The organism is Pseudomonas sp. S150 (genome assembly GCF_004526365.1).
GTDB classification, from domain to species: Bacteria; Pseudomonadota; Gammaproteobacteria; order Pseudomonadales; family Pseudomonadaceae; genus Aquipseudomonas; species Aquipseudomonas putida_A.
In genome coordinates this window covers 1,744,498-1,769,851 of the sequence record NZ_CP038207.1, presented here as the reverse complement: position 1 = coordinate 1,769,851, position 25,354 = coordinate 1,744,498, and the positions used below count along the sequence as shown (strand labels likewise).

Here is a 25,354-nt window from a genome sequence, read left to right as displayed (position 1 = left end):
ATCGCGTTGCATCAGCGACCCTGCGTGCGTCTTTTACAGCCCCGACTTCAGGCTGGCTTCCAGGTATTCGTCGATGTCGCCGTCGAGCACCTTGTCGCAGTCGCTGCGTTCAATGTTGGTGCGCAAGTCCTTGATCCGCGACGCGTCGAGCACGTACGAACGGATCTGATGACCCCAGCCGATGTCCGACTTGGTGTCTTCCAGCGCCTGGGAAGCGGCGTTGCGCTTCTGCATTTCCTGCTCGTACAACTTGGCCCGCAGCATTTTCATGGCGGTGTCCTTGTTGGCGTGCTGGGAACGCTCGTTCTGGCAGCTGACCACGGTGTTGGTCGGTACGTGAGTAATACGTACGGCCGAGTCGGTGGTGTTTACGTGCTGACCACCGGCACCGGAGGAACGATAGGTGTCGATCCGCAGGTCTGCCGGGTTGATTTCGATTTCGACCTTGTCGTCGATCTCTGGCGAGACGAAAACCGCAGAGAACGAGGTGTGGCGACGGTTGCCGGAGTCGAACGGGCTCTTGCGCACCAAGCGATGCACGCCGATCTCGGTACGCAGCCAGCCAAAGGCGTATTCGCCCTTGATGTGCACGGTCGCGCCTTTGATACCGGCGACTTCACCGGCCGACAATTCCATGATGGTCGCGTCGAAACCGCGTTTGTCCGCCCAGCGCAGGTACATGCGCAGCAGGATGTTGGCCCAGTCCTGGGCCTCGGTGCCGCCGGAGCCGGCCTGGATGTCCAGGTAGGCGTTGTTCGGGTCCATCTCGTGGCTGAACATGCGGCGGAATTCAAGCTTGGCGAGGTTTTCCTCGAGACGGGCCAGCTCGGCGACGACATCGCCCACTGCGCCTTCGTCGTTTTCTTCGACGGCCATATCCAGCAGGTCGCGGCAATCGGCCAGACCGGCGTTCAGCTCGTCGAGGGTGTCGACGATCTGCGCCAGCGCCGAGCGCTCGCGGCCCAGTTCCTGGGCATATTCAGGTTTGTTCCAGACACTCGGATCTTCAAGCTCGCGATTGACCTCGGTCAGACGCTCATGCTTTTGATCGTAGTCAAAGATACCCCCGAATAGTTTCGGAGCGCTCGGACAGGTCCTTGATGGTGTTCAGGATCGGGTTGATTTCCATGACGGGCAGCACTCGTTGGCGAACTTTTGAAAGCCGGCGAGTATAACGTAATCAGGCTGTCACGGCAGCCCGTCTGGCGGCTGTTGAGGCGATTCACTTGACATGGCCTGACGCAGATCCCTTGTGGGAGCGGGCTTGCTCGCGAAGGCGGTGTGTCATTAAGCATCGATGTCGACTGATACTCCGCATTCGCGAGCAAGCCCGCTCCCACAGGGGGATTGCGAACCTATTCGATACCCACCTGATTACGCCCGTTGTTCTTCGCCAGGTACAACCCGCGATCCGCCGCCGAAATCAGCAGCCGGCAATCGCTGCCCGCCTGCGGCACCATGGTCGCCAGACCGATGCTGATGGTCAGGCTCGCCCCGTCGCCCGGGGTGTTGTGCGGAATCTTCAGCGCCGCCACGGTCTGGCGCAGTTTCTCTGCCACCAGTCGTGCGCCGCCCGGCGAGGTGTTCGGCAGCACCAGGGCGAACTCTTCACCGCCGTAGCGGGCCGGCAGGTCCGACGGTCGGGCGCTGGCGTCGCGGATCGCCGTGGCGACCTTGCGCAGCGCCTCATCGCCTTCAACGTGGCCGAAGCTGTCGTTGTAGGACTTGAAGTAATCGACGTCGATCATCAGCAACGACAACTGGCTCTGGTCGCGCAGCGAGCGGCGCCATTCCAGCTCCAGGTACTCGTCGAAGTGCCGGCGGTTCGACAGCCCGGTCAGCCCATCGGAATTCATCAGCCGTTGCAGCACCAGGTTGGTGTCGAGCAACTGCTGCTGGCTGACGCGCAACGCACGGTACGCCGCATCGCGCTGCAGCAGGGTCATGTAGGAGCGCGAGTGATAGCGGATGCGCGCCACCAGTTCGATGGTGTCCGGCAGTTTCACCAGATAGTCGTTGGCCCCGGCGGAAAACGCCGCGCTCTTGATCAGCGGGTCTTCCTTGGTCGACAGCACGATGATCGGGATGTCCTTGGTCGCCGGATGATTGCGGTATTCGCGCACCAGGCTCAGGCCGTCGAGGCCGGGCATCACCAGGTCCTGCAGAATCACCGTCGGCTTGATCCGTACCGCCTGGGCGATGGCCTGGTGCGGATCGGAGCAGAAGTGGAAGTCGATGTTCTCTTCATTCGACAGCCCACGGCGCACGGCTTCGCCGATCATCGCCTGATCGTCCACCAACAACACCATGGCGGCGTTTTCGTCGGTTTTAATGTCGTCGATCTGTAAATCATTCATGGGCGGTCACCTGAGTACTGCGGGGGCCAGGATTGCGGAATAGCCTGTTCATTTGGGGAAAACCTCCAGCAATCGTGGCGCTATCTTTTCCAGTGGACGGATTTCGACGGCCGCATCGATCGCCGCTGCTGCCTTGGGCATGCCGTACACCGCACTGCTTTGCTGGTCCTGCGCGATGGTCAGATAACCCTGCTGGCGCATGAGCTTAAGCCCTTGCGCCCCGTCGCGTCCCATCCCGGTCAATAAAACCCCGACGGCATCGCCGTTCCAATAGCTGGCGACACTTTCGAAAAACACGTCGATCGAAGGCCGGTAGATCTCGTTGACCGGCTCGGCGGTGTAGGCCAGCGTGCCGTTTTTCAATAAGCGAATATGGTGGTTGGTGCCGGCCAGCAGCACCGCGCCGGCCTGCGGTGGCTCGCCCTCGCGGGCCAGGCGTACATCGAGGCCACTGGCGCTGGCCAGCCATTCGGCCATGCCCGCGGCAAACACCTGATCCACGTGCTGCACCAGCACGATGGCGGCCGAGAAATGGCGTGGCAGGCCCTTGAGCAGGACTTCCAGCGCGGCCGGTCCGCCGGCAGACGAGCCGATCGCCACCAGCCGCTTGCACGACCCCGAACTGCGGTGAGGCGTCGGCACCGGACGCGAGCGCGGGGTTTTCTCGCCGATCAGCCAGCCGATGTTGAGGATCTTGCGCAGCAACGGCGCCGCCGCTTCCTGCGCGTTCCCCGCACCAATGGCCGGGGTATCGACCACATCCAGCGCGCCGTGGCCCATGGCTTCAAAAACCCGGTGCACGTTTTGCTGACGGTCGACCGTGACGATAACGATCGCGCACGGGGTTTCGGCCATGATCCGTCGCGTGGCCTCTACGCCATCCATGACCGGCATGATCAGGTCCATCAGGATCAGATCCGGGGTGTTTTCGGCGCACAACCGCACCGCCTCGGCGCCGTTGTTGGCGACCCAGACCACCTGATGCGCCGGCTCGAAGGCCAGCGCGCGGCGCAAAGCCTCCACCGCCAGGGGCATGTCGTTGACGATTGCGATTTTCATGCCCGCGCTCCTCCAATGAGCTCAACCACTGCATCAAGCAGGGCGTCGTCATGAAAACTGGCCTTGGCTAAATAATAGTCGGCGCCAGCGTCCAGTCCACGACGCCGGTCCTCTTCACGATCCTTGTACGAGACCACCATCACCGGCAGCGATTGCAGGCGGTTGTCGCGGCGCAACAGGGTGACCAGTTCGATGCCATCCATGCGCGGCATGTCGATGTCGGTGATCAGCAAATCGAAGTCCTCCGAACGCAGCGCGTTCCAGCCGTCCATGCCGTCTACCGCGACCGCCACGTCGTAGCCGCGATTGAGCAGCAACTTGCGTTGCAACTCGCGCACGGTCAGCGAGTCGTCGACCACCAGAATCCGTTTGCGCGCCACTTCGGCGGCCTGATTGCCATGGCGAGCAATACGCTCCAGACGCCCGGTGTTGAGCAGTTTGTCCACCGAGCGCAGCATGTCTTCGACATCGACGATCAGCACCACCGAACCGTCGTCGAGCAGCGCCCCGGCGGAAATATCCTGAACCTTGCCCAGCCGCTCATCCAGCGGCAGCACCACCAGCGTGCGCTCGCCGATAAACCGCTCGACCGCCACCCCGTAGATCGCGTCACGCTCGCGGATCACCACGACCTTGAGGGTTTCGCCGCTGCTCTGACTGGCCGGACGATTCAGCAACTGGCTGGCCGCGACCAGCCCGATATGCCGACCTTCGTGCCAGAAATGCTGACGGCCCTCGATCTGCACGATGTCCTGTGGCTCCAGATCGCACATGCGTTCGATATGCGCCAGCGGAAACGCATAAGCCTCCTCGCCGACTTCGACCACCAGACTGCGCACCACCGACAGGGTCAGCGGCACTTCCAGATGAAAGCGGCTGCCCTCGCCCGCCGTCTGCTCCAGCACCACCGCGCCGCGCAGTTGCCGCACCATGTGCTGCACCGCGTCGAGGCCGACGCCACGCCCGGACACTTCGGTCACAGTGTCGCGCAGGCTGAAACCCGGCAAGAACAGGAAGGTCAGCAGTTCTTCTTCGCTCAACTGCGCGGCAGTTTCTGCCGGTGACAATTGGCGTTCAACGATGCTGCGACGGACCTTTTCCAGATCGACGCCATTGCCATCATCGCTCAATTCCAGCACCAGCAAACCAGCCTGATGCGAAGCACGCAGGCGGATCAGGCCCTCTTCGGACTTACCCTTGAGCAAGCGTTGTTCCGGGGTTTCGATGCCGTGATCGACGGCGTTACGCAGCAGATGAGTCAGCGGCGCTTCGAGCTTTTCCAGCACGTCGCGATCAACCTGAGTCTTCTCGCCCTCGATCTCCAGCCTTACCTGTTTGCCGAGGCTGCGCCCCAGGTCTCGAACCATGCGCACCTGACCGGTGAGCACGTCGGCGAACGGGCGCATGCGGCAGGCCAGCGCAGTGTCGTAGAGCACCTGGGCGCGCTGGCTGGCTTGCCAGGCGAACTCGTCGAGCTCGGCGTTCTTTTCCGCGAGTAATTGCTGAGACTCGGCCAGCAAGCGCCGCGCATCTTCAAGGGCTTCCTGGGCCTCAAGGCTCAGCGCATGTTCCTTGAGATGCACGTTGAGGCTTTCCAGTGCCCGCAGGCCATTATTCTGCATGCGTTTGAGACGCTGCATGGTCGCCAGATGCGGCTTGAGGCGCTGGGTTTCGACCAGCGATTTACTCGACAGGTCGAGCAGGCTGTTCAGGCGTTCGGCGGTGACCCGCAGCACGCGCTCGCCGCCCTCGGTGGTGCGCTTGTTCTTGCGCGGTGCCGGGTCGGAGGTTTCCAGCGGTGTCTCGATCACTGGCGCCGGGGTTTCAATCGGTGCAGGCGCAGGCGGCGGCGCCTGCATCTGCAACTCGGCCATCGGCGGTGGCGCCACTGTGGGCGCTGCCGAAGGGTCGAGCAGGAGTCCCATCAACGCCACATACGCTTCGATGTCCGGCGCTTGCGGAGCATTGGCCGGCGTGGCGATGCAAATCAACAGATCGGTGCCCTGCAACAACGCATCGATGTGCTCGGGACGCAGCAACAGCCGCCCTTCCTGCGCACTGACCAGGCAATCTTCCATCACATGGGCGACGCTGACACCGCTGTCGATGCCGACGATACGCGCCGCGCCCTTGAGCGAGTGCGCCGCACGCATGCACGATTCCAGATAGTCGGCTTGAGTCGGGTTGCGCTCCAGCGCCAGCAGCCCGCTGCTGAGCACCTGGGTCTGGGCTTCGGCTTCCAGGCTGAACAGCTCCAGCAGCGAGGCGTCGCGCATTTGCTCGGGGGTCATGTGAGGCTCCGGGTCACGGCGGACAGCAGCTGGTCTTCATCCAGCCAGCGCAGGCTGCGCCCCCGGAATTGCAGGACACCACGGGTGTATTTGGCGCTGGCCGTGCTGTTGTGCTCAGCGCCGGCACGCGACGCGGCGTCGAGAATTTTTTCATCGATGGCGTGGATGCCGTCGACCTCGTCCACCGGCACCACCACCGGTCCGCCGTGGGCGGCGATGATCAGCATGCGCGGCATGATCCGCGCGCCGGTGGCTGGTGCGGCGTTGCCATCAAGGTCGAGCAACTCGACCAGCGACAGGCACGCGACCAGCGCGCCGCGCACGTTCGCCACGCCGAGCAAGGCCCGCGAACGCTGGTGCGGCAACGAGTGAATCGCCTGCAGCGGCGCTACCTCCACCAGGCTGCGGGTGGCCAGTCCCAGCCATTCTTCGCCGAGGCGAAACATCAGCAACGAACGGGTTTTGACGTCGGTTTCAACCGCGATGGCAACCGGGTCGCGCTCGTCCTGCTGCAACGCATAGCGGTCAAGCAGGCGCGTGGCGGCGGCGGAATACACCGCGCAGTTACGGCAATGAATATGCTCGGCCAGCAACGGGCACGACTTGTCGCCATGAATACCGATACGGTTCCAGCAATCATCGATGGCCCGGGCGTCTTCGTGGGTGACGTTCAAGGTGTCGGACGGGATCATCGTTTACGCTCACTGTCGGCGGTGCGGACGCTGCGGGCGGCGCGTTCCTGCAATCGTCTGGCACCGGCGCTGTCACCCTGGGCCTGCAGCAACGCGGCCAGATGCATCAACGCTTCGGGGTGTTGCGGTTCAAGGTACAAAGCCTTGCGGTAATGACTCTGGGCTTCGAGCGCGGCACCGGCAACATCGCTGAGCAGACCGAGCCAGTAAAACACCTGCGCCACCGGTTCGTGACTGCGCAGATACTGCTCGCATGCCGCGCGGGCCTCGGCGCTTTTGCCTTCGTTGGCCAGCGCGGCGATGTTGGCGAGCAAGGTCGCCGCGTCCGGGTTGGCGCTTTTGCTGTTGACAGGCAACGGTGCAACGCTGGCAAAGGGACGTGGGCGCACCGGCGGCGATACTGGCGGCGGACTGCGCAGCGGTTGGCGCACCGGCAAAGGAGTCGGGGTCGGCAATGCCACAGGTTCGGGCATGGGTTCAGCGTGTCGACTGAAGGCAAACGACTGCGGGATGCCGATCGAGCGCATGCCCAGGCGCCCGAGCAGACTGCCTTCGGCCGGGCCGATGAACAACACGCCATCAACGTGCGTCAGACGCTTGAGCACTTCGAAAACTTGCTTCTGGGTCGGCTGGTCGAAATAGATCAGCAGGTTGCGGCAGAACACAAAATCGAACGGCGGCTCACCCGCCAGCAGCGTCGGATCCAGCACATTGCCGGCCTGCAGGCGCACCTGCTCACGCACCGCTTCGCTGACCCGGTGCCCCTCCGGCTCGGCGGTGAAATGACGCTCGCGAAAATCCAGATCCTGCCCCCGAAACGAGTTCTTGCCGTACAACGCCCGTCGCGCCTTGTCCACCGACAGCGGGCTGACGTCCATGCCGTCGACCTTGAACTGATGCGGCTTGAGCCCGGCATCGAGCAAGGCCATGGCAATCGAATAGGGTTCCTCGCCGGTCGAGCACGGCAGGCTGAGGATGCGCAGCGCGCGCATGTTGTTCAATTCGTCCAGACGCTTGCGCGCCAGCTTGCCGAGGGTGGCGAAGGATTCCGGATAACGGAAAAACCAGGTTTCGGGGACGATCACCGCTTCGATCAACGCCTGCTGTTCGTCCCGCGAACCTTGCAGCAGTTGCCAGTATTCATCGCTGTGCGCCGCTTGCGAGAGCGTGGTGCGTTGGCGCACCGCGCGCTCGATGATCGCCGGCCCCACCGAGGTGACATCCAGGCCGATGCGTTCCTTGAGGAAATCGAAAAAACGCTGGTCGCTGCTCATGACTGCGCCCCAAGCGGCGCCGGAAACAGCAGGCTGCGCACCGCGTCATCCAGCAAGTCGTTGACCCGCACCCACTGCACCAGCCCCTGGGCATCTTCGCGCACCGGGCCGAGGTACGGCGCCTGACGATTGTCCAGGCCATACGACTGAAAATCCTCGGGGTTGCAGCGCAGGGTGTCGGTCGCCTGTTCAAGGATCAGCCCGAGCCAGCGCGACGGCTGCTGTTCATCCGGACGGTAATGCACCAGCACCAGCCGCGTACTGGTGCGCGCCTCGGCGGGATGGCCGAAAGTCAGCGCGCTGAGGTCGATGGCCGGTACCACCGCACCGCGGTAGGCGAATACCCCGGCGACCCAGTTCGGCGCTTGGGCAATCGGCTTCAACGGCAGGCGCGGCAACACTTCCGCCACCTCCGTGGCGCGCAAGGCGTAACGCTCGCTGCCGATGCGAAACAGCAGGAACAACGCCTGCTTCGCCACCGGCGCAGCGCTGCGTTTGGCGGTGACTTCGCTCATCAGACTTTGAATCGCGAAACGCCGCTGCGCAGCCCGACGGCCACCTGGCTCAGTTCGTCGATGGCGAAACTGGCCTGACGCAGCGACTCGACGGTCTGGCTGCTGGCGTCGCCCAACTGCACCAGCGCATGGTTGATCTGTTCGGCACCGGTGGCCTGGGCCTGCATGCCTTCGTTGACCATCAACACCCGTGGCGCCAGCGCCTGCACCTGATGGATGATCTGCGACAGTTGCTCGCCGACCTGCTGCACTTCGGCCATGCCCCGGCGCACTTCTTCGGAGAACTTGTCCATGCCCATCACGCCGGCAGACACCGCCGACTGGATCTCGCGGACCATCTGTTCGATGTCGTAAGTGGCGACGGCGGTCTGATCCGCCAGACGCCGTACTTCGGTGGCGACCACGGCAAAACCACGCCCGTACTCGCCGGCCTTCTCTGCCTCGATGGCAGCGTTGAGCGACAGCAGGTTGGTCTGATCGGCGACCTTGACGATGGTCACCACCACCTGATTGATGTTGCCGGCCTTCTCGTTGAGGATCGCCAGTTTGGCGTTGACCAGATCGGCCGCGCCCATCACCGAGTGCATGGTGTCTTCCATGCGCGCCAGGCCTTGCTGGCCGGAACCGGCGAGTACCGAGGCCTGATCGGCGGCGGTGGACACTTCGGTCATGGTGCGCACCAGATCCCGTGAGGTGGCGGCGATTTCACGTGAGGTCGCGCCGATTTCGGTGGTGGTGGCCGCGGTTTCGGTGGCGGTGGCCTGTTGCTGCTTGGAGGTGGCGGCAATTTCGGTCACCGAAGTGGTCACCTGCACCGAGGAGCGTTGGGCCTGGGACACCAGCGAAGTCAGCTCGGTCATCATGTCGTTGAAGCCGGTTTCCACCGCGCCGAACTCGTCCTTGCGATCCAGATTCAGCCGGCTGCTCAGGTCGCCGGTACGCATGATTTCGAGGATTTTCACGATGCGGTTCATCGGCGCCATGATCGCGCGCATCAGCAGCAGACCGCAGGCCCCGGCTGCGAGCACGGCCACCAGCAGCGAGACGAACATGCTGACCTTGGCCGCCGCCACGGCTTCGTCGATGTTGGCCATGGCCTGATCAGCGACCCGTTTGTTTTCGCCGATGATGTCGTTGAGTTTCATGCGGCCGGTGTACCAGGCCGGGGTCAGCTTCTCGGTGAACAGCTTGACCGCGTCGGCTTCCAGATTGCGCTTGTGCAAGTCGAGCACCTGATCCTGGATCTGCATGTAGTTGTCGTGATCCTTCTCGAACGCAGCGAACTCGACCCGGTCCTCGTCGGTGGTGACGGTGTTGCGGTAGTTGGCCATCTGCTCCTGCAGGCGCGTCTCGAACGCCTTGTAGTCCGCCGCGTCTTCGCTGCTGATGCCCTGCCCTTCCTTGAGGCCGAGCAGTTCCTGGGTCTGCAGATAACTGTCGACCCACGCGCCGCGGATCATCGAGCTGTAATAGACGCCGGGAACGGCGTCATCACGCACGCTGCTTTCACTGGCTTCGATCTTCAGCAAGCGTGAATACGAGACAACGACCATCAGCAACATGATGGCGATAATCACCGCAAAGCTCGCCAAAATGCGTTGGCGCAACGTCCAGTTCTTCACAGTGATTCCTCGTGCCTAAGTCGAAATGCGGGGAGTATAGCCGAGGGCGGTGTTTCATTTATAAGACGCTTTTTAACCCTCGGGCCGGCCCGACTTGGTTCGCGGGAAGGCTCTGGGGTGGGACTGTCCGACAATCCGGGGCTGGCGTGCCAGTGATGGAATGGCAAAAAGGGGCGCTGGATCGGTCATTTGCGCCCTCGACATCTCGCCAAATAATGGCAATGCGCCTTTATGCGCAACTTCTTGCGCACTTGATCGCGTTTTTTCGCTACTCGAATTGCTACAGAGCCCGTGTGCCGGAGCCTGTAGCCGAGTGCGCAACTTCTTGCACACCACTGCGCAAGAAGTTGCGCACTTTTCGCCTTTTTTTGGCATGAAACATCTTAAAACATGACCTTTAGAGCAGTTTAACCCCCGGATCACGGAGTCTTTGGCAAACCTGGCACGCTCCTTGATAACAGTCAGGCACCCACCGGGCGATTTCGCCTCCCGGGCACCCTAAATTTATCCGCAAGGAGAGCACCCCATGGCAACACCAGCGTACATGTCGGTTACCGGCGAAAAACAAGGCCTGATCACTGCCGGCGCCTTCACCGCCGACTCCGTTGGCAACACCTACCAGGAAGGCCACGAAGACCAGGTCATGGTTCAGGCTTTCAGCCACGACGTGATCATCCCGCGTGACCCACAATCCGGTCAGCCAACCGGTCAGCGCGTGCACAAGCCAGTGATCATCACCAAGGTCTACGACAAGGCTTCGCCTCTGCTGCAAGCTGCTCTGACCTCCGGCGAGCGCATGAGCGAAATCGTTATCCAGTGGTACCGTACTTCGGCTCAAGGTACTCAAGAGCACTACTACACCACCAAACTGGAAGACGCGATCATCGTCGCCATCAACAACAAAATGCACAACTGCCAGGATCCAGACAACTCGCACTTCACCCACCTGGAAGAAGTGCAGTTCACCTACCGCAAAATCACCTGGACCCACGAAGTATCCGGTACTTCGGGTTCCGATGACTGGCGTGCTCCAGTCGTTTAATTACGGCTGATCGTTACAAGCATCGACCAGCCCTGCTGGTCGATGTTGTTTACGCCCCTCCAGAATTTCGCGTGCGTTGAACCGCCTTGCGGTTGTCGACGAACGCCGCTGTACAGCACGAGGAACAAGGGATGTTCGCGCCGGCCAATGAAACCCACTTTGCCCTGACCATCGAAGGGCTCTCCGCCGATTTTCAGGTATTCACCCTGACCGGCCGGGAAGCCATCAGCCAGCCTTTTGTGTTCGAGGTGGAGCTGGTCAGTGAGCAGCCGTCGCTGGACCTCGAAACCCTGCTGCACAAACCGGCCTTTCTGCAGCTGTCGCCCGATGGCAGCGGCATCCACGGCCAGATCTACCGCGCCGCGCAAGGCGATTCCGGCAAGCGCCTGACCCGTTATTCGGTAACCCTGCGCCCGCAACTGTCGTACCTGGCGCATCGCGTCAACCAGCGGATCTTCCAGAACCTCACAGTGCCGAAAATCATCGGCATGGTTCTTGAAGAGCACGGCATTCAAAGCAACGCCTACGAATTCAAGACCGGTTCGATCTATCCCGAGCGCATCTACTGCGTGCAATACGATGAATCGGACCTGCATTTCATCCAGCGCCTGTGCGAGGAAGAAGGTATCCACTACCACTTCCAGCACAGCGCCACGGCGCACAAGCTGGTGTTCGGCGATGACCAGACGGTGTTCCCGAAACTCCAGCCTGTGGCCTATCAGCAAGACTCCGGCATGGTCGCCAGTAACCCGGTGATCAAGCGTTTCGACCTGCGCCTGGAAACCCGTACCAGCCGCACCACGCGCCGCGATTACGACTTCGAAAAACCGCGCCTGACCCTGGAAAGCGAAAACCGCGGCGACGCCCTTCCCGACCTCGAAGACTACGATTACCCGGGCCGGTTCATCGACCGCGAGCGCGGCAAACACCTGGCCAAACGCGCCCTCGAACGCCACCGCAGCGACTTCCAGCTCGCCGAAGGCAAGAGCGATCAGCCGCTGCTGGTCAGCGGCCACTTCCTCGCCCTGACCGAGCACCCGAAGGCCAAGTGGAACGACCTGTGGCTGCTCACCGAAGTCCTCCACGAAGGCAAGCAGCCGCAAGTGCTGGAAGAGTCGGTGACCAGCGACACCACCGCCCTCAAAGATGATTTCCATCAGGGCTATCGCAACCGCTTCCAGGCAACGCCGTGGGACGTACCCAACCGACCACCGTTGCGCCACCCGAAACCGCGCATCCTCGGCAGCCAGAGCGCCGTGGTCACCGGCCCCAAAGGTGAAGAGATTCACTGCGACCAGTACGGTCGGGTCAAAGTGCAATTCCACTGGGACCGCGAAGGCCAGGCCGACGACAAAACCAGTTGCTGGCTGCGCGTCTCCAGCGCCTGGGCCGGCGCCCAGTACGGCGGCATCGCCATCCCGCGCATCGGCATGGAAGTGCTGGTCACCTTCCTTGAGGGCGACCCCGATCAACCGCTGATCAGCGGCTGCCTGTACCACAAGGAAAACACCGTCCCGTATGAGCTGCCGGCAAACAAGACCCGTAGCACCTTCAAGACCCTGAGCTCGATGGGGGGCGGCGGTTACAACGAACTGCGCATCGAAGACAAGAAAGGTCAGGAGCAGATCTTCCTCCACGCCCAGCGCGACTGGGACGAGAACATCGAGCACGATCAGAAGATCCGCGTCGGCAACGAACGCCACGACACCGTCGAGCAGAACAGCTACACGGAATTCAAAGCCGAAGAACATCACACCGTCTACGAAGACCGCAAAGTCGAAGCCCGCGCCAACGACCACCTGACCGTGGGCGTGAACCAGCACATCAAGATCGGCACCGGCCAGTTCATCGACGCTGGCCAAGAGATTCATCTTGATAGTGGCACCAAAATCGTAATGGAAGCCGGTAGCGAACTGACCCTGATTGGCGGCGGCAGCTTCATCAAGATCGACGCCAGTGGCGTTACACTGAGCGGCCCGGTGATAGACATGAACTCCGGCGGCAGTCCAGTTAGCGGGACGGGAGCTGCAGCGGCACTGCCAGTGCCACCCAAGCCAGCAGATACCGCGCCGGTCGGACAACTCCTGGGCAACGCACCGCTAAATAAACCCGCCGCGAGAAATACCAGCGAAAAAGGTAAAGAGGCCCTCATCGTCGATGTGTGGGGCGATCCCGAATCAGGCAGCCAATTGCAATTGCTGGGGCCAGAGGACAAGGCATGAGTGAGTTCAAGGACAAGTCCATTAACGAAGGAACGCGTAAGAAGGTCGACTACGAGAATGATCAAAAATACCGGCTGGTGCTTAACGTAGAACGTATCGACGGCGGGCACCTGCAGATTCCCGTCATGGTGGACGCGAAAACCACTGAAGAACTGGACAGGTTCCAGAAAAATATTGTGCTTGCAGTCACACCTCTGGCCCGCCTGCCCGGCCACGACAAGCTCAATGAAACGCTGCAGGGCGGCGTGCCGCGGGTGGGTCGCGTCTATGTGTTCCAAAACAACAAGGTTTGGCGTGAACTCGTTACTGATGGTAAAGGGCAGCTGGCCGAAGTCGACCTGGTCCACTGGCGAAAAGTGGCGGATCAAAAAGGCAACGCCGATAAACGTGAGCCAGTAGGCGTCAATCAGCAGTTGATCCTGGTACCGATGATGCTCGACGGCCGCTTTTTGGGTCGACAATTCAGCATGGCTTTTAGTGAAGTTTCCTGGACGTGGGAATACATCACCTGGCTGGAAGAAGACCCGAGCCGAATAAGGGCCCGCAGCCAAAATATGGCCTCCGCCTGGGCAGCAACAGCGGGTGAGACGACGATCTGGAAACCCACATCAATTCACCCCGCGACACCGATCGCAAAACTGACCAAAGGTCTACGTTCACGCGACTTCAGCATTGAAGCGGCTATGGAAGATCCTGCACAGTTCACGCCGGACTTCGCAGCCTTCAAACCCGATGCGCTAATCGTGAAGCTGCAAAAGCGCAAAGAAGAGCTCGCTCAAAAAATAAAACACGCGCCACCGCCGGCTCTACCGACCCTGGAGGCTGGAGAGGATTTGCTGACCCAAAACGGACTGCGTGGTTACCCGCATCTGATTGGGATGATTCTCGACGATCCGCTATACGAAGTGCGCCACGCGACGACGCAAATTCGCGAATGTGTTGATTATCTGCAGACTCTGAATGCTCTTGTTCCCCATCAGCAACATGGACAATATGCTCAGGTTTTGTACAGCACGCTCGAAGGGCCATTGGCCGACTTAAAAGACAAGGTCGATTTGCCCAAATTGCAGAGTGTCGTATTTGAAGAGGAGCGAAAAAAATGTCGAGAGCAATTGGCCGCAAGACTGGCTCGCCTTATTGAAATAACTGACAGAAAAGTGCATACAGTCCTTCTTGACTGGTGCTATAGAAATGATGAGGGCCTCTTAGAGCCTTACAGTTTAATGACCGAAATACTTGAGGCGCTCAATCAGTTACCTGATCGTTGCGATGCAATGTATACCGGTGAAGGATACAAAGAGATTACTACGTCCGCAAATCGCATTTGCGAGGCCATATTGAAAGGTGAGCACCCGCTTGGCTCACTGTTATTAGCAAAAAACCAGGAACAGCTTCCAGAGACGATAAAACGAATTATCAAACTTCGAAAAACAGCCCAAGCGCCCGACCCAGCATTGACCGGGCTGAGTACTTTGATCCTGACATCCACGTTGACCGGAGCAGTGGATCAGCCAAGTGCGGGGAAGGGTTTCGTTTATTTTCTCGCTGACTTATTCGATAACTTTGGCGCAAGTGTAGTCGCGCAAATTGGCCGACTATCTCAAAACGCCTCAAAAATTCAGCTTGATCGTATATTCACGCCCGCATTTTCTACACTCTCAGTGCTACTGCCAAAAGTAGCAACTATAAAACTGATGCAACAAGGCCAAGCGCTCGCACAGGATTATGTTGTTATTGGTGTACAAGGCGCTGGTTTGCGCGGTGGAATCACTGAAGTCGAACGTCAGGCACTAACCAGAAAAAGTTATCGCTATGCGACGTTGCATAATCAATCAGGTGGAATTTTAGGTAGCACAAGTCCACGAATCGGCGCCTCCTCACGACCAAGCCTGCGTAACTTAACCGTAATTGCAATACCCAAGGACCACCCGGACCTGGCAAGTTACAGCGCCTTTCGCGTACAAATGAGTTCAGCTACGCAAGCTTTAGAGAAAAACAAAACAATACCAACACTCATGGTTGCGTTTGCAACATATAATATTTGGGCACAGATAAAAGCCTATAAAGACCTCAACAGTAGTGATGAGACCCTTCGAGGAAGCGCAGGGATAGCCAGCGCAACACTGGATTTATCTGCAGCGCTGGGAAGCCACAGCAAGCTACTACTCGGTTCAACGATGGAGCAAAAGTTAACCAAGCCGCGATTTGACATAGCGAAAATCTCCACAAACTGGGCAAAGAATCTAAAAAACCAGACGGGCAGTTCAAAACTACCATTACTTCGTTCGGTAGGCGGTATCGCAACCCTTGGAGGTGCGGTACTGGGCGGATGGGACAGTTACCGATCCTTCAGTCAGGGCGATACTGATGCCGCCGCAGCGTATGGAGTTGTTGCAGTTGGCAGCGGCTTGTGGGGCGCTTATGGATTAGGTCTGGTTGTAAATCCATACATCTTGCTCGCTGGCGTGTTAATGACTATCGGCGGCACAATTGCTGCGAATATATTCACTGACAGCGATACTGAAATAATCGTAAAAAAAGGCCCTTTTGGGATTCAATTTGCCGAGGCAGGAATGTTGGACAGCCTCATTGGCAAGAGTGATATTTTTACCCATTTAAAAGACCAGAAAATAGCTTATCAGCAACTTCTGGGCATCATCGGGAGACCCCAGATATTTGTTGAGCGCTTATCGCAATGGCGCAAAAAGGCGCCAGCGGCTCATCGAATCGCATTACAAAACGCAGATAACAATCGGTCAAAAAAGCCTGACTCGGCACTGGAATGCGTGCTTCCTGAAAAGCAACTGCTGAATGACAATGACTGGGCTGTAGTTTTGAGCTCGCCTCTACTCGCAATATTTGAAAATGATAAAAAGTTCCGATTGATCGTACAAGAATTCCAAAGCAAATTAGAGAAGTCTGGATTATTAGCGGTCAAACGGTATCACCGTGTACCGGCGACGAATCCAAAGATCTCTGCCTTACCACTCGATGCGACCAGTGTACTGTACATTCTGTCACCTAGCCTTCCCGTCGTGCACCTTAATCCACTGCAACGCTATAGCTTCGACATGACGGAGGGGCTTAAAATCAGCGCGCAATTTGAACTCAGCGTTAACGAAACAGAAGATATTTTAGTGCTGCCTCAACCTAGCCCAAAAAAATGGAAAGCATTTACTTCTAAAGATCGCCAAACACCTTCGGATAAAATTCCAGCCGAGGACGCACCAGCTTATTGGCAGATTGAGATAATCGAGTCTAAAGTATGATTACAGAAAGAGATACGACTTATACGATTGGAGCATATCGAAGCGATAGCAAAAAACCTTTGCCACCACCTCGCTGGCGGGAAGATGCAAACCGGACCGGAATGTTTAACACTCATCTCGCATTTGGCAATTACGCCAATTTAGAACCGGAGGTGGAAGTCAGCTCTCAACTTGAAGCGATCAGACTCTCTGACTCGGATAAAAAAATCGATAACGTTATAGAATCCTATTGCAGTCATGAACGCTGGAAGTTTCAGAACGCCAGCAAAGCCACCCATTTTTTCTTCGTACTTAAGCTCATCAGCTATTCGTTCATCTGGGCGCCTTGGGTTTTGGGGGTCTTTGGTTCTATAGGCACAGAGTTAGGATATGGCAACCCTGGCACCGCAGGAGGAGCGATCATTGGTATTTCAACTGCCATTTTGATGCTCTCCTCTCTCGTGTTATTCATGACGGGAAATAAATTTCTTCACCACATGCAAATATTGGGATTTGTAGCCGGTGCAATTGCTACCTATTGGATAAAAGACTCATTATTCAGTGCAAACTCTATGTGTATCGCCCTATGGGCGGGCGCCTTTCTGTATTTCGTAGCGTCCCTTGGTACCGACGCACTGCTGTGGATTCATAGCAAAATCAGCACACACGATGGCAGCGAATTCAATCGAACTGACGGCATGCTCAGGTTCAAAAGGCGTTTCCGAAAGTTATTCGTTGCCCCGTTTGAAGAGTTCGACCCAGTGCTTCAGCTGCTTCCTAATGGCTTCGGCTCCCATGACTATGCGCTGTGGTTAAATCACCGCTATACGGATAATAAAATTTGCTTGGCCACCAAGGTTCACTCGCTCGGGCTGGATCAGGCCAACGCACTCGCTTTCTGGGACTGCCTGCAGCGCTACATGGATGTAACGCAGCCATTGCCCGACTTGCCTGTGCTTGAGCAAAGCCGCCATCTTGATCCCGTAACTGCAGCCTACGATGTGAAAACAGGCCGCAACCCAAGACGATGGAGGGATCAGTCGGAAAAGGGATGGATCACAGGTGGTCTGAAGACTCTGTCCAAGCAGTTACATGAGTATCCATGGCAAAAGGAAGCTTGCATTGTCAAAGCGCGTATCGATCCATTGTTGACGATTGAGGCGTATTACCGCGCTCAAGAAGCGAAAGGTATCGTTGCTACTCCGAAGGCCGATGATTTTGATGATGTTCATCGGCCTGGATGAGGTATCAATTCACAACTGTCGCACCTGCTTCTCCAGCTCCACCTTCAACCCCGGCTCCAGCTTCAACTGCTTCGCCAGTTCATCCAGGTAGCTCTTCTCCATAAAGCTCTCCTCGTCCACCAGCATCACACTGGCGATGTACATCTCCGCCGCCATTTCTGGCGTACTCGCAGCACGGGCGACGTCGGTGGGGTCGAGGGGTTTGTTAAGTTCGGCGTGCAGCCAGTGTTGCAGTTCCTGATCGTTGTCGAGTCGGGTGAATTCGCCCTCGATCAACTGGCGTTCGCGGTCATCGATGTGACCGTCAGCCTTGGCGGCGGCGACCAGTGCTTTGAGAATCGCCTGGCTGTGCTGCTCGGCTTGCGCCGGTGGCAGACGATCCAGGGTTTGCGGTTCGGTTTGTGGGGCGGTGCCTTTCTGGGCGTTCCAGTTGCCGTAAGCCTTATAGGCCAGCACACCAAGGGCAGCGAGGCCACCGTAGACCGCAACTTTGCCGCCGACCTTTCGCGCCTTTTTGCTGCCGAGCAGCAGGCCCATGGCCCCGGCCGCCAGAGCACCACCGCCTGCCCCCGAGAGCAGGCCGCCCAGCGCACCGGAGCCTGAAGACCCACCCAGCAAACCGCCCAGCCCGCCAGCCGCGGGTTTGTTCTGCGCGCCACCGGCCTTGTTCTGCAAAAGATCCTGGCCAGACTTGAGTAGTTGATCGAGCAATCCACGGGTGTTCATATTCCGCCTCCAAAACTGGGGTTATCCGGATCTATCAGGCCCTCAGCCTAGTTCGAAAGTGCCCCGGCCCTGCCCGCAAGTGTGCTTCCAGATGTTGCTCAGCAGGCGCAGGCCCTTCGCGAAAATAGATATACACTCAGGCCAATCTATAAAAACCGCCCACCGGGTACCCCCCCTCATGATGACCCTGCGTCAGATCCGTCACTTCATCGCGGTGGCCGAGACCGGCTCGATTTCCGCCGCAGCGCAAACCGCGTTCATTTCCCAATCGACCCTGACCCTGGCGATTCAGCAACTGGAAGAGGAAATCGGCGTCAGCCTGTTCAGCCGCCACGCCAAGGGCATGACCCTGACTCACCAGGGCCACCAGTTCCTGCGGCAGGCGCACCTGATTCTGGCCACGGTGGATAACGCCAAGCGCAGCCTGCAACAGAGCACCGATCAGGTCGCCGGACAGTTGATCGTCGGCGTAACCAGCCTGGTCGCCGGTTATTACCTCGCCGATTTGCTGACCCGGTTCCAGCGTGCCTATCCCAACGTCGAGATTCGCGTGATGGAGGACGAGCGGCCGTACATCGAGCATTTGCTGGTCAGCGGCGAGATCGATGTCGGCGTGCTGATTCTCTCCAACCTCGAAGACCGCCACGCCCTGCAGACCGAAGTGCTGACTCACTCGCCGCATCGTCTGTGGCTGCCGGCCCAGCATCCGCTGCTGGAACACGACAGCATCAACCTCGCCGACGTCGCTCGCGAACCGCTGATTCAACTGAATGTTGATGAAATGGATCGCAACGCCCAAAGGCTTTGGCGCGGCGCCGGGCTGCAACCGAAGATTACTCTGCGCACCGCCTCTACCGAAGCCGTGCGAAGTCTGGTGGCGGCGGGTTTGGGTGTGTCGATCCAGCCGGACATGACTTACCGCCCATGGTCACTTGAAGGCGACATCATTGAAGCGCGGCCGATCGCCGACCTCAACCAGACCCTCGACGTCGGACTGGCCTGGCGCCGCGGTACTGCACGTCCCGCTCTGGTCGACCCGTTTTTGACCGTGGCCCGCGAACAACCGCACGGCGGACGCAAGCCATCTATTTAATCGAATGCCACCTTCAGTATTTAGAATTTGTCGGCCTCGGAGCCGCGCACTAGTCTTGCTGCATCTATAAGACGGTCGGCTCCCGGGCACGGGAGCCACAATGACCACACAAGAAAAGAGATCGCGGAAAATGGCTGGCGTGCAGACCCCGATGTGTACCGCGTTGTTGATCGACGGCGAACTGGTCGCCGGGCAGGGTTTTGTCGAACCGATCCTCAACCCGGCCAGCGGTGAAATCCTCACCCACATCGCCGAGGCCAGCACCGAGCAGGTCGAAACCGCGATCCTCGCCGCCCATCGCGCTTTTGGCGAATGGTCGCGCACCACGCCGCAACAACGTTCCAACCTGCTGCTGGACATCGCCAACGCCGTTGAAAAACACGCCGATTACCTCGCTCGCCTCGAAGCGCTGAACTGCGGCAAGCCGCTGCACCTGGCGCGGCAGGACGATCTGACCGCCACCGTCGACGTGTTCCGCTTCTTCGCTGGTGCCGTGCGCTGCCAGACCGGTCAGCTCAGTGGCGAGTACCTGCCGGGTTACACCAGCATGGTGCGTCGCGATCCGATTGGCGTGGTGGCGTCGATTGCGCCGTGGAACTACCCGATCATGATGGCCGCGTGGAAAATCGCCCCGGCCCTCGCCGCCGGCAATACGCTGGTGTTCAAGCCATCCGAACACACACCGCTGTCGATCCTCGCACTGGCGCCAGCACTCGCCGAGATCCTGCCGCGCGGGGTGATCAACATCATCTGCGGCGGCGGTGAAGGCGTCGGCAGCCATCTGGTCGGGCACGCCAAGGTGCGCATGGTCTCGCTGACCGGCGATATCGTCACCGGGCAGAAGATTCTCCAGGCTGCAGCGAAAACCCTCAAACGCACACACCTGGAACTCGGCGGCAAGGCCCCGGTGATCGTCTGCAACGACGCGGATATTCAAGCGGTGGTCGACGGCGTGCGCACCTACGGTTACTACAACGCCGGGCAGGACTGCACCGCCGCGTGCCGGATCTACGCGCAAACAGGCATTCACGACAAACTGGTCGCCGAACTCGGCGCAGCGGTCAGCAGCCTGCGCTTCGCCGGCAAGCGCGATGCCGACAACGAGATCGGCCCGCTGATCAGCACCCGCCAGCGCGACCGCGTGGCCAGTTTCGTGGAGCGTGCGCTCGGCCAGCCGCACATCGAGCGCGTGACCGGCGCGGCGGTGCATTCCGGCGCCGGGTTCTTCTACCAGCCGACGTTGCTGGCCGGTTGCAAGCAGACTGATGAAATCGTCCAGCGCGAAGTGTTCGGCCCGGTGGTCACCGTGACCCGCTTCGACGAACTCGCGCAAGCCGTGGACTGGGCCAACGACTCCGAATACGGCCTCGCCTCGTCGGTGTGGACGCAGAATCTGGACAAGGCAATGCAGGTAGCCGCCCGTTTGCAGTACGGCTGCACCTGGATCAACAGCCACTTCATGCTGGTCAGCGAAATGCCCCACGGCGGGCTGAAACGCTCCGGATACGGCAAAGACTTATCCAGTGATTCGCTGCAGGACTACAGCGTGGTGCGGCACATCATGGCCCGCCACGGCCAGCATCTCTGACTACGCTAATAACAAGCCGCAAAACGGCATGGCTTCACCGCGTTCACAACTGCCCCGACCATAATTTAAAGAAGAGGGTTCAACCATGTTCGTGCACAAGACCGCACTGCTCAGTGCAATCACTACAGCCTTGCTGGCCAGCGCCAGCCTGCAAGCTGCCGAGCCGCTGAAGGCGGTCGGCGCCGGCGAGGGTCAGCTGGATATCGTGGCCTGGCCGGGCTACATCGAACGTGGCGAGAGCGACAAGGCTTACGACTGGGTGAGCGGTTTCGAGAAAGAAACCGGCTGCAAGGTCAACGTCAAGACCGCCGCGACCTCCGACGAGATGGTCAGCCTGATGGCCAAGGGTGGTTACGATCTGGTCACCGCTTCGGGCGATGCCTCGTTGCGCCTGATCGTCGGCAAGCGTGTGCAACCGATCAACACCGCGTTGATCCCGAACTGGAAAACCCTCGACCCACGGCTGAAAGATGCGCCGTGGTACGTGGTCAACAACCAGACCTACGGCACCCCGTATCAGTGGGGTCCGAACGTGCTGATGTACAACACCAACGTGTTCAAGACGCCGCCGACCAGCTGGAACGTACTGTTCGACGCGCAGAATTTCCCCGACGGCAAACCGAACAAGGGCCGCGTGCAGGCCTATGACGGCCCGATCTACATCGCCGACGCGGCGCTGTACCTGAAGACCGCCAAACCTGAGCTGGGGATCAAGGATCCGTATCAACTCACCGAAGCGCAGTACAAAGCCGTGCTCGATCTGCTGCGCGCGCAGCAGCCGTTGATTCACCGTTACTGGCACGACACCACTGTACAGATGAGCGACTTCAAGAACGAAGGCGTGGTGGCGTCGAGCGCGTGGCCGTATCAGGTCAACGGCCTGATCAACGAGAAACAGCCGATCGCTTCGACCATTCCGAAAGAAGGCGCCACCGGTTGGGCCGACACCACCATGCTGCACGCCGAGGCCAAGCACCCGAACTGCGCCTACAAGTGGATGGACTGGTCACTGCAGCCGAAAGTCCAGGGTGACGTGGCGGCGTGGTTCGGTTCGCTGCCAGCCGTGCCCGCGGCGTGCAAGGAGAGCGAACTGCTCGGCGCCGAGGGTTGCAAGACCAATGGCTTCGACCAGTTCGACAAGATCGCCTTCTGGAAAACCCCGCAGGCCGAGGGCGGCAAGTTTGTGCCTTATAGCCGCTGGACTCAGGACTACATCGCGATCATGGGCGGCAGGTAAGCCCGAGAGCAACTTGGTCTAACTCCCTTTCCGCCTCTCCCCCTGGGGGAGAGGGCTGGGGTGAGGGGGTGGCTTTTGACTTTGCTCTTGATTGAAGGGCGACGGCCAATGAGGCCACCCTCACCCCCCGCCCTCTCCCGGAGGGAGAGGGAGCTAAAAGCGGATCGCATTCACCGTTAGATGTTTCAGTTTTTTCAGAAGTCCAGGCGAGGACCGCTGCGACAGCCCACGCCTTTTTGGAGCACCGCACCATGACGCTTGCAGTCCAGTTCACCAACGTTTCCCGGCAGTTCGGCGAGGTGAAGGCCGTTGACCGGGTTTCCATCGACATCCAGGACGGCGAGTTCTTTTCCATGCTCGGCCCTTCCGGCTCGGGCAAGACCACCTGCCTGCGCCTGATCGCCGGTTTCGAACAACCGAGCGCCGGCTCGATCCGCATTCACGGCGCCGAAGCGGCCGGTCTGCCGCCGTATCAACGTGATGTAAACACGGTATTCCAGGATTACGCACTGTTCCCGCACATGAACGTGCTGGACAACGTCGCCTACGGTTTGAAGGTCAAAGGCGTGAGCAAAACCGAACGCCACAAGCGCGCCGAAGAGGCGTTGGACATGGTCGCCCTCGGTGGCTACGGCGCACGCAAACCGGTGCAGTTGTCCGGCGGTCAGCGCCAGCGTGTCGCCCTCGCCCGCGCCTTGGTCAATCGCCCGCGCGTGCTGTTGCTTGATGAGCCATTGGGCGCCCTCGACCTGAAATTGCGCGAGCAGATGCAGAGTGAACTGAAGAAGCTGCAACGCCAGCTCGGCATCACTTTCATCTTCGTCACTCACGATCAGACCGAAGCACTGTCGATGTCCGACCGCGTGGCGGTGTTCAATAAGGGCCGCATCGAACAGGTCGACACCCCGCGCAATCTGTACATGAAACCGACCACCACCTTCGTCGCCGAATTCGTCGGCACCTCGAACGTGATTCGCGGCGATCTGGCGCGCCAGCTCAGCGGCCATCCGCAGCCGTTTTCAATTCGCCCCGAGCACGTGCGTTTTGCCGAAGGGCCGCTCGCCAGCCATGAAATCGAAGTCAGCGGTCTGCTCCACGACATCCAGTATCAGGGCAGCGCCACGCGCTATGAACTGACGCTGGAAAACGGCCAGACCCTGAGCATCAGCCACGCCAACAATCAGTGGATCGACAGCAGCGCGCAGCACCAGACCGGCCAACGCCTGAGCGCACGCTGGGCGCGGGAAGCGATGATCCCGCTGCATGACACCGTCGCGAGCGGGGTCTGAAATGAGCACGCTCGCAATGACCCAGGCACCGCCGTTGCGGCGGTTTTCCAACCTGCTCTATCGCAAGCCGAATCTTTATCTGTCGCTGCTGCTGGTGCCGCCGTTGCTGTGGTTCGGCGCGATCTACCTCGGCTCGTTGCTGGTGCTGTTGTGGCAGGGGTTCTACACCTTTGACGACTTCACCATGGCGGTCACCCCTGACCTCACGCTGGCGAATTTTGCCGCGCTGTTCCAGCCGTCCAACTTCGACATCATCCTGCGCACGCTGAGCATGGCCATCGTCGTGTCGATCGCCAGCGCCATCGTCGCGTTCCCGATTGCCTATTACATGGCGCGCTACACCACGGGCAAGACCAAGGCGTTTTTCTACATCGCGGTGATGCTGCCGATGTGGGCCAGTTACATCGTCAAGGCCTACGCCTGGACGTTGCTGCTGGCCAAGGGTGGTGTCGCGCAGTGGTTCGTCCAGCACCTGGGGCTGGAGCCGGTGTTGCAGTTCATTCTGGGGATTCCCGGCGTCGGCGGCAGCACCCTGTCGACCTCGCATCTGGGGCGGTTCATGGTGTTCGTCTACATCTGGCTACCGTTCATGATCCTGCCGATTCAAGCGTCGCTGGAACGTCTGCCGCCATCGCTGTTGCAGGCTTCCGCCGACCTTGGCGCCAAGCCGCGTCAGACCTTCATGCAGGTGATTCTGCCGCTGTCGATTCCCGGAATTGCTGCCGGCTCGATCTTCACCTTTTCGCTGACCCTGGGCGATTTCATCGTGCCGCAATTGGTCGGACCGCCGGGCTATTTCGTCGGCAGCATGGTCTACGCGCAGCAAGGTGCGATCGGCAACATGCCGATGGCCGCAGCGTTCACGTTGGTGCCGATTGTGCTGATCGCGGTTTACCTGTCCATCGTCAAACGTCTGGGGGCCTTCGATGCACTCTGAGCGCGCTTCACTGGGCCTGCGCATTGCCGCCTGGGGCGGGTTGGTGTTTCTGCACTTCCCGATCCTGATCATCTTTCTTTACGCCTTCAACACCGAGGAAGCGGCGTTCAGCTTTCCGCCGAAGGGCTTCACCCTGCACTGGTTCAGCGTGGCGTTTTCGCGACCGGATGTGCTGGAGGCGATCAAGCTCTCGCTGCAGATTGCCGCCATCGCCACGTTGATCGCGATGGTGCTCGGTACGCTGGCTTCGGCAGCGTTGTACCGCCGCGATTTCTTCGGCAAGCAGGGCATTTCACTGATGCTGATTTTGCCGATCGCGCTGCCGGGGATCATCACCGGGATCGCGCTGCTGGCAACGTTCAAGACACTGGGGATCGAGCCGGGGATGTTCACCATCATCGTCGGCCACGCGACCTTCTGTGTGGTGATTGTCTACAACAACGTCATCGCCCGCCTGCGCCGCACTTCGCACAGTTTGATCGAGGCGTCGATGGACCTCGGTGCCGACGGCTGGCAGACCTTCCGCTACATCATCCTGCCGAACCTCGGCTCGGCGCTGTTGGCCGGCGGCATGCTCGCCTTTGCGCTGTCGTTCGACGAAATCATCGTCACCACGTTCACCGCCGGGCATGAGCGCACGTTGCCGTTGTGGCTGCTCAACCAGCTCAGCCGCCCACGGGATGTGCCGGTGACCAACGTCGTCGCCATGCTGGTGATGATGGTGACCATGCTGCCGATTCTCGGCGCGTATTACCTGACCCGGGGTGGCGAGAGTGTCGCGGGCAGTGGCGAGAAATAACCGAATAACTGAAGAAACTGGATCGAAATGTGGGAGCGGGCTTGCTCGCGAAGAGGCAATCAAATTCAGCATTGATGTCGGCTGACCCACCGCTTTCGCGAGCAAGCCCGCTCCCACAA

At 59.7% G+C, this 25,354-nt stretch carries 19 protein-coding genes; 10 read left to right on the top strand and 9 right to left on the bottom strand.

The window, feature by feature from the left end; genetic code table 11:
• Positions 1 to 33: 33 nt before the first annotated feature.
• From prfB to E3Z29_RS08000, 8 genes are all read right to left on the bottom strand, one after another.
• Positions 34 to 1,129 (bottom strand): peptide chain release factor 2 gene (prfB, locus tag E3Z29_RS08035; protein ID WP_098967418.1). Its coding sequence is split into 2 segments (ribosomal slippage): positions 34 to 1,056 and positions 1,058 to 1,129, totalling 1,095 coding nucleotides; the frame shifts between segments, so codons are not numbered across the junction.
• Positions 1,130 to 1,355: 226 nt separating this feature from the next.
• On the bottom strand, positions 1,356 to 2,357 hold the full coding sequence (locus E3Z29_RS08030; RefSeq protein ID WP_025112221.1) for a diguanylate cyclase domain-containing protein: 1,002 nt from the start codon (positions 2,355 to 2,357) through the stop codon (positions 1,356 to 1,358).
• Positions 2,358 to 2,405: 48 nt separating this feature from the next.
• Positions 2,406 to 3,416, bottom strand: coding sequence for a chemotaxis response regulator protein-glutamate methylesterase (locus E3Z29_RS08025; protein ID WP_134785524.1), 1,011 nt, complete (start codon positions 3,414 to 3,416; stop codon positions 2,406 to 2,408).
• Complete coding sequence (locus E3Z29_RS08020; protein WP_134785523.1) at positions 3,413 to 5,707, bottom strand: hybrid sensor histidine kinase/response regulator; 2,295 nt, start codon at positions 5,705 to 5,707, stop codon at positions 3,413 to 3,415. Before E3Z29_RS08020 ends, E3Z29_RS08025 begins: the two co-directional genes overlap by 4 nt.
• Positions 5,704 to 6,399, bottom strand: coding sequence for a chemotaxis protein CheW (locus E3Z29_RS08015; protein WP_134785522.1), 696 nt, complete (start codon positions 6,397 to 6,399; stop codon positions 5,704 to 5,706). Before E3Z29_RS08015 ends, E3Z29_RS08020 begins: the two co-directional genes overlap by 4 nt.
• Positions 6,396 to 7,673 (bottom strand): protein-glutamate O-methyltransferase CheR, encoded by a 1,278-nt coding sequence (locus E3Z29_RS08010; protein ID WP_134785521.1) that lies wholly within the window; start codon positions 7,671 to 7,673, stop codon positions 6,396 to 6,398. Before E3Z29_RS08010 ends, E3Z29_RS08015 begins: the two co-directional genes overlap by 4 nt.
• Positions 7,670 to 8,188: a chemotaxis protein CheW gene (locus E3Z29_RS08005; RefSeq protein ID WP_134785520.1), complete on the bottom strand. Its 519-nt coding sequence runs from the start codon at positions 8,186 to 8,188 to the stop codon at positions 7,670 to 7,672. Before E3Z29_RS08005 ends, E3Z29_RS08010 begins: the two co-directional genes overlap by 4 nt.
• Positions 8,188 to 9,810: a methyl-accepting chemotaxis protein gene (locus E3Z29_RS08000; protein WP_134785519.1), complete on the bottom strand. Its 1,623-nt coding sequence runs from the start codon at positions 9,808 to 9,810 to the stop codon at positions 8,188 to 8,190. Before E3Z29_RS08000 ends, E3Z29_RS08005 begins: the two co-directional genes overlap by 1 nt.
• A 526-nt stretch (positions 9,811 to 10,336) precedes the next feature.
• Between E3Z29_RS08000 and E3Z29_RS07995 the strand changes: the two genes are divergently transcribed.
• From E3Z29_RS07995 to E3Z29_RS07980, 4 genes are all read left to right on the top strand, one after another.
• Positions 10,337 to 10,852, top strand: a complete 516-nt coding sequence (locus E3Z29_RS07995; protein ID WP_134785518.1) for an Hcp family type VI secretion system effector — start codon at positions 10,337 to 10,339, stop codon at positions 10,850 to 10,852.
• Positions 10,853 to 10,983: 131 nt separating this feature from the next.
• Positions 10,984 to 13,074, top strand: a complete 2,091-nt coding sequence (gene tssI, locus E3Z29_RS07990; protein WP_134785517.1) for a type VI secretion system tip protein VgrG — start codon at positions 10,984 to 10,986, stop codon at positions 13,072 to 13,074.
• The gene (locus E3Z29_RS07985; RefSeq protein ID WP_134785516.1) at positions 13,071 to 16,343 is read left to right on the top strand and encodes a hypothetical protein; all 3,273 of its coding nucleotides are present in this window, start codon (positions 13,071 to 13,073) and stop codon (positions 16,341 to 16,343) included. The genes tssI and E3Z29_RS07985 overlap by 4 nt, the downstream gene beginning before the upstream one ends.
• 551 nt (positions 16,344 to 16,894) lie before the next feature.
• Complete coding sequence (locus E3Z29_RS07980) at positions 16,895 to 17,566, top strand: hypothetical protein (protein ID WP_134787553.1); 672 nt, start codon at positions 16,895 to 16,897, stop codon at positions 17,564 to 17,566.
• Between the two features lie 9 nt (positions 17,567 to 17,575).
• Here E3Z29_RS07980 and E3Z29_RS07975 read toward each other — a convergent pair whose 3' ends face one another.
• On the bottom strand, positions 17,576 to 18,292 hold the full coding sequence (locus tag E3Z29_RS07975; RefSeq protein ID WP_134785515.1) for a tellurite resistance TerB family protein: 717 nt from the start codon (positions 18,290 to 18,292) through the stop codon (positions 17,576 to 17,578).
• 178 nt (positions 18,293 to 18,470) lie between these two features.
• On the opposite strand from E3Z29_RS07975, the gene E3Z29_RS07970 reads away from it, so the two are divergent.
• The 6 genes from E3Z29_RS07970 (at position 18,471) to E3Z29_RS07945 (ending at position 25,235) form a co-directional block, all read left to right on the top strand.
• Complete coding sequence (locus E3Z29_RS07970) at positions 18,471 to 19,385, top strand: LysR family transcriptional regulator (RefSeq protein WP_007967749.1); 915 nt, start codon at positions 18,471 to 18,473, stop codon at positions 19,383 to 19,385.
• 130 nt (positions 19,386 to 19,515) lie between these two features.
• A complete protein-coding gene (locus tag E3Z29_RS07965) occupies positions 19,516 to 20,973 on the top strand; it encodes a gamma-aminobutyraldehyde dehydrogenase (protein ID WP_134787552.1) in 1,458 nt (485 codons plus the stop codon).
• Between the two features lie 85 nt (positions 20,974 to 21,058).
• Entirely contained in the window at positions 21,059 to 22,210 is a 1,152-nt protein-coding gene (gene ydcS / locus E3Z29_RS07960; protein WP_096795797.1) for a putative ABC transporter substrate-binding protein YdcS, read from the top strand.
• A gap of 251 nt (positions 22,211 to 22,461) precedes the next feature.
• Positions 22,462 to 23,499, top strand: a complete 1,038-nt coding sequence (locus E3Z29_RS07955; protein ID WP_134785514.1) for an ABC transporter ATP-binding protein — start codon at positions 22,462 to 22,464, stop codon at positions 23,497 to 23,499.
• A 1-nt stretch (position 23,500) separates the two neighbouring features.
• Entirely contained in the window at positions 23,501 to 24,436 is a 936-nt protein-coding gene (locus tag E3Z29_RS07950; RefSeq protein ID WP_097086391.1) for an ABC transporter permease, read from the top strand.
• Positions 24,426 to 25,235 carry an ABC transporter permease gene (locus tag E3Z29_RS07945; protein WP_098967399.1) on the top strand — a complete coding sequence of 270 codons (810 nt, stop codon included), beginning with the start codon at positions 24,426 to 24,428 and terminating at the stop codon, positions 25,233 to 25,235. The genes E3Z29_RS07950 and E3Z29_RS07945 overlap by 11 nt, the downstream gene beginning before the upstream one ends.
• Positions 25,236 to 25,354 lie beyond the last annotated feature (119 nt).

Excerpts from the sequence above, each read along its gene's own strand:
- ydcS (WP_096795797.1), top strand. The coding sequence starts at position 21,059 with ATGTTCGTGCACAAGACCGCACTGCTCAGTGCAATCACTACAGCCTTG.
- E3Z29_RS07995 (WP_134785518.1), top strand. The coding sequence starts at position 10,337 with ATGGCAACACCAGCGTACATGTCGGTTACCGGCGAAAAACAAGGCCTG.
- E3Z29_RS08015 (WP_134785522.1), bottom strand. The coding sequence starts at position 6,399 with ATGATCCCGTCCGACACCTTGAACGTCACCCACGAAGACGCCCGGGCC.
- E3Z29_RS07975 (WP_134785515.1), bottom strand. The coding sequence starts at position 18,292 with ATGAACACCCGTGGATTGCTCGATCAACTACTCAAGTCTGGCCAGGAT.
- E3Z29_RS07955 (WP_134785514.1), top strand. The coding sequence starts at position 22,462 with ATGACGCTTGCAGTCCAGTTCACCAACGTTTCCCGGCAGTTCGGCGAG.
- E3Z29_RS08010 (WP_134785521.1), bottom strand. The coding sequence starts at position 7,673 with ATGAGCAGCGACCAGCGTTTTTTCGATTTCCTCAAGGAACGCATCGGC.
- E3Z29_RS07945 (WP_098967399.1), top strand. The coding sequence starts at position 24,426 with ATGCACTCTGAGCGCGCTTCACTGGGCCTGCGCATTGCCGCCTGGGGC.
- E3Z29_RS07950 (WP_097086391.1), top strand. The coding sequence starts at position 23,501 with ATGAGCACGCTCGCAATGACCCAGGCACCGCCGTTGCGGCGGTTTTCC.
- tssI (WP_134785517.1), top strand. The coding sequence starts at position 10,984 with ATGTTCGCGCCGGCCAATGAAACCCACTTTGCCCTGACCATCGAAGGG.
- E3Z29_RS07970 (WP_007967749.1), top strand. The coding sequence starts at position 18,471 with ATGATGACCCTGCGTCAGATCCGTCACTTCATCGCGGTGGCCGAGACC.
- E3Z29_RS07980 (WP_134787553.1), top strand. The coding sequence starts at position 16,895 with ATGTGTATCGCCCTATGGGCGGGCGCCTTTCTGTATTTCGTAGCGTCC.
- E3Z29_RS08020 (WP_134785523.1), bottom strand. The coding sequence starts at position 5,707 with ATGACCCCCGAGCAAATGCGCGACGCCTCGCTGCTGGAGCTGTTCAGC.
- E3Z29_RS08030 (WP_025112221.1), bottom strand. The coding sequence starts at position 2,357 with ATGAATGATTTACAGATCGACGACATTAAAACCGACGAAAACGCCGCC.
- E3Z29_RS08025 (WP_134785524.1), bottom strand. The coding sequence starts at position 3,416 with ATGAAAATCGCAATCGTCAACGACATGCCCCTGGCGGTGGAGGCTTTG.
- E3Z29_RS07965 (WP_134787552.1), top strand. The coding sequence starts at position 19,516 with ATGGCTGGCGTGCAGACCCCGATGTGTACCGCGTTGTTGATCGACGGC.
- E3Z29_RS07985 (WP_134785516.1), top strand. The coding sequence starts at position 13,071 with ATGAGTGAGTTCAAGGACAAGTCCATTAACGAAGGAACGCGTAAGAAG.
- E3Z29_RS08005 (WP_134785520.1), bottom strand. The coding sequence starts at position 8,188 with ATGAGCGAAGTCACCGCCAAACGCAGCGCTGCGCCGGTGGCGAAGCAG.